Below are 3566 nucleotides of genomic sequence, written 5' to 3'. Positions count from 1 at the left end.
CCATACAACCTTGACAGGCACCGAACCATCCTCTTTGAACGAATAGCTTTACTTTGTCCTCTTTCTCGTTCCTTCCCGGAGGACGCGGCCATTGTGTGCGCGGAGGACGGGGCGGAGTATAAAAAGGAGGCCTCGGAGTAGGAACAGGTGCATTCTCAGGTAGAAATACACCACCGGGACGAGGACTAGGTATAGGAGCCTCGTCAGGCAAAGTGCTTGGAACTTCTTCATCTTCCCAATCCGGCTCCACCGAGGGATCGCGACCTTTGGTTGCAGTTGGCACAGGCGACCAGTCGCCACTGGCACCACCGCCCCCCGAACTCCCTCCCCCCGGAAGCGGATTTTCAGGGGTCGGCCATATGTCCATCTTCGGCGACCTGCCCGGCAGTTGGGCGGTCTCGAATGGAGTATCCCCTATAGGATTAGGCATGTATTCCGGGGGGGCCATTTTCGCCCTACCGGGCTTTGCCGGACTTCCCGGCACCTCATCTTGCCATGGTATATCCACGGCAGGGAGTGGCGTTGTCCTGCACCAGTGCTCCTGCATACGCGTGCGCTGGATCGGCCCTACTTTGTAGCGACGCGTGAACGACAAGCCACGCATATTCGCTGGCACGGACAGCGTATCGCCCGACACCCAGTCGGGACCGAATATCGCCTGTCCGCCTAGGCATTCATACGTCGAAGCCGGGTTGAGGCACCCCGACGTATACACTACTTGGTTTGTCAACTGCTTACAGTTGTCCTTATGGCCCCACTGGTAGGTAAACCCGGCCGCCTCCATATCATATCCGGCCGGGGTTGGTTCCGTAGCCGGAGTAGGCATGTTGAACGGCGAGTAGGGCCATAGACCGGGGTCTAGTAGCGGGTTCCCGAAGGTCCCCACCGCCACATATACTTAAACGCGGCCGACCGCGTTTGCTTCCCGTATTTCATCCAGTTCTGCACCATCTTACGACGATGCATTTCCCGCTGCACATCTTCCGAGGCCGAGTGTGCCGGGTTATACCGAAAGGTGCCTTGCGCATCCTTATGGAAGTTTAAGGTCGGCCCCTTAAACTTCGTGTCCGAAGACTTATTATAGTACTTCGGATTTTCTTGGCGGACAATCGGTCCGCCCTGTGCAGTGGCAGTCCGCCACTTCCACGTTGTTTTGTGTCCAAAATATTTAGGCACAGTCCACTCCGTAGGCTAATATTCGGCGCACCATTCGTCATGGACCCGCACCGGCGCCTCGGAGGGGTCCGTATTACTCACGTGGGAAATTATTTCCTCACTATGCTCCTTTGGAGCGTACCATGGCGGAGGTTCCCCATACGACTGCGAGGCGCGAATCCTAACCATCGCAGTCTTACTGACGTATTTGCAGATATACCGCGCAGACCGGGCATCACTCACCCGTTCGAAACGGGTAAATCCGAGTGGCCATGTACGGCGGCAGGGTGCGTCGTCAGGCACAGCCTTATGCCACTGCCCGTTTTTTCCACGTACCCAGCCCAGAGGGCCTGTGTAAAAACTGCCCACGGATTGCTCATGAATGAGCATATGCACATGGGGGCGCTGCCCCATGGCATCCGTGTTATGCGGTTCTGCTATCATCAGGTATCTGAATTTAGCGCCTTGCGCCCTTACCCTCTTGAGCCAGAGGGTGATATGCGCCCCTAGTTCGACGCAGCGCGCACCGAATTTCTCCACGCTAGGTAGACCATCGAAATCGACGCCATGCCTTCGCATGCGTGTGCGCACGGCTGCATCTAGCTGGATATGCTCATCCAGACTACATGTGAGGGTCCCCATGATGTCCGGGGGGACATTTCGTATTCGGTCATGGCCCTACCGGTCCACATTCTTCGCCTCATATCGCGACACCAGTCGCATTTCCTGCACCTTACGCGCAGGATAACACAGATGACCTTATTAGGCATCTTGTGATCTGCGGACCACGTCCGACATACTCGACTTCGCGAGGCCATGAGCATTCCATGGCAAGGTCCCATGTGACCTGTCGGCGGGACAATCCGTCCCGCCATGTGTCGATCTGACACCCGCCCTCTAGCAGGGCTTTACGAGCTAACGCTTCGACTCGCTCTTTAGGTATAAATCGCGTCTGCATCGCTGTCACTTGTGCAGAGAGAGTCAAGTCATAAAAGACTCTCTTGGGCAGGGAAGCCCGACCCACGGTCGGGCAAGCGATAGAGTGGGGCGACGCCCCACCGTCAAGGGTCGCTACGCTCAAGCCCTTGACTGTGGGTCCTTTTGCGCATAGTCAAATGAGCCGGCATATTTGACACCCGGCGCAAAACTTGGAGCAACTGACATGACCAAGACTACCCCCACCAACAACGCGCCCAAAGCGGACGCGGACAACACGGTAGCGTTCGACGCACTCGCCTTCACCAGAGACGTAATCCGCAGTCTGCAAGCGCTCGTCGGCGCGAGGAGGCCGCTTTCGCGCAGTCCAAAGGCGATGCCTATAAGCTGCTCGCTCGTCTCGCGAGGGCCGAAGCCGTCTCGCCTTTGCCGCTCAGAAAAAGGGAACCCGGTAATGGCCGATACCGCTCAGAAGACATTCTATCTGCTCCATGCAGCGTTTCGCGATGGTTCGTTCGTGGACGACTTTAGCGAGGACGAGCATGAGGCGCAACAGCGCTTCCACGAGCTTTCCCACGAGGCCGATTGCCGGACCTGTAGCGCTCGCGATGATCTTCGGGCATCCGCTGATACTACAGCAATTTCCGATCCCGAAGTGAAAAGGGGGGCCGCGAGGCCCCCCTTCTCTTTACGGCAGTTCCGGGGCCTGCATCCCGGAACCGAGGACCAACTGTCCCGGCTTGGGCGACTGCCGCCCGAGGATCCCGAGGGCGATCACGCCGTCTTCCCTGACGATCTGTTCATAGTCCGCGCCGTCTTCAACATCCGCGAGGAACCACGATTGCACCTCAGTAGTGGAGAGATACCGCCTGTTCCCGTTGACAAGAGGCAACTGGACAATGCCGGGTTGGTTCTCAGGATCAAGCGTATAGTTGATGAACTGGTCACCGTACGCCAAGAGGTCCCGGAGGTCGATCCAGTAGCCGCCCGCAGTGTCGCCAAACGTCGCCGCAAGCGGACCCGTCTCTTCAGCGAAGAACTTGTGCGACACGTCAGATCGCGCGTGATGACGGCAGGGAGCCAGTTCTGTACGTTGTCAATCGCGTGCGCAATTGCACCCTCCTGGTTTCCGAGGTACAGCTTGAGCGCGCATCGTGGTGAGACCCACGAGGAAGCCCGGTTCATCGAAGAACATCCGGCGATCGGCACGTTGCGCCACCGACCACGCGTAGGCGTCGAGGGGATACCATTGGACGGCTCCACGATATTCGTCGGGTACGTCCACTGGCGCCAGTGCCGGATCAGTTCCGGCCTGTGGAGGTTCGGCGAGGTCTCTTCCTCCCTCACCTCGTACACCGTACTGACGACAGAAATCCTCGAAATCCATCGTCATGAGACCGGCGTCTCTCATCATGGTCCACGACTGATACGCGTAGTCCAGGCCCTACGCGTCTCGGTCGACTGCACCGCCAGTC

The 3566-nt window shown here is 58.0% G+C and carries 2 protein-coding genes; one reads left to right on the top strand and one right to left on the bottom strand.

The window, feature by feature from the left end; genetic code table 11:
• Nucleotides 1–1191: 1191 nt before the first annotated feature.
• Nucleotides 1192–1734 (bottom strand): rolling circle replication-associated protein, encoded by a 543-nt coding sequence (locus tag AUC70_RS18735; RefSeq protein WP_425283577.1) that lies wholly within the window; start codon nucleotides 1732–1734, stop codon nucleotides 1192–1194.
• A gap of 583 nt (nucleotides 1735–2317) precedes the next feature.
• Here AUC70_RS18735 and AUC70_RS17480 point away from each other — a divergent pair.
• On the top strand, nucleotides 2318–3566 hold a 1249-nt coding region (locus AUC70_RS17480; protein WP_206599308.1), incomplete at its 3' end, for a hypothetical protein.

It is taken from the genome of Methyloceanibacter stevinii (genome assembly GCF_001723355.1).
Classification (GTDB): domain Bacteria; phylum Pseudomonadota; class Alphaproteobacteria; order Rhizobiales; family Methyloligellaceae; genus Methyloceanibacter; species Methyloceanibacter stevinii.
The sequence above is the reverse complement of the archived record's forward strand: the minus strand, read 5'-3'. Positions and strand labels throughout refer to the sequence as shown.

What these genes read in the sequence shown, in the direction of transcription:
- AUC70_RS18735 (WP_425283577.1), bottom strand. Translation starts at nt 1,734, where the DNA reads ATGCGAAGGCATGGCGTCGATTTCGATGGTCTACCTAGCGTGGAGAAA.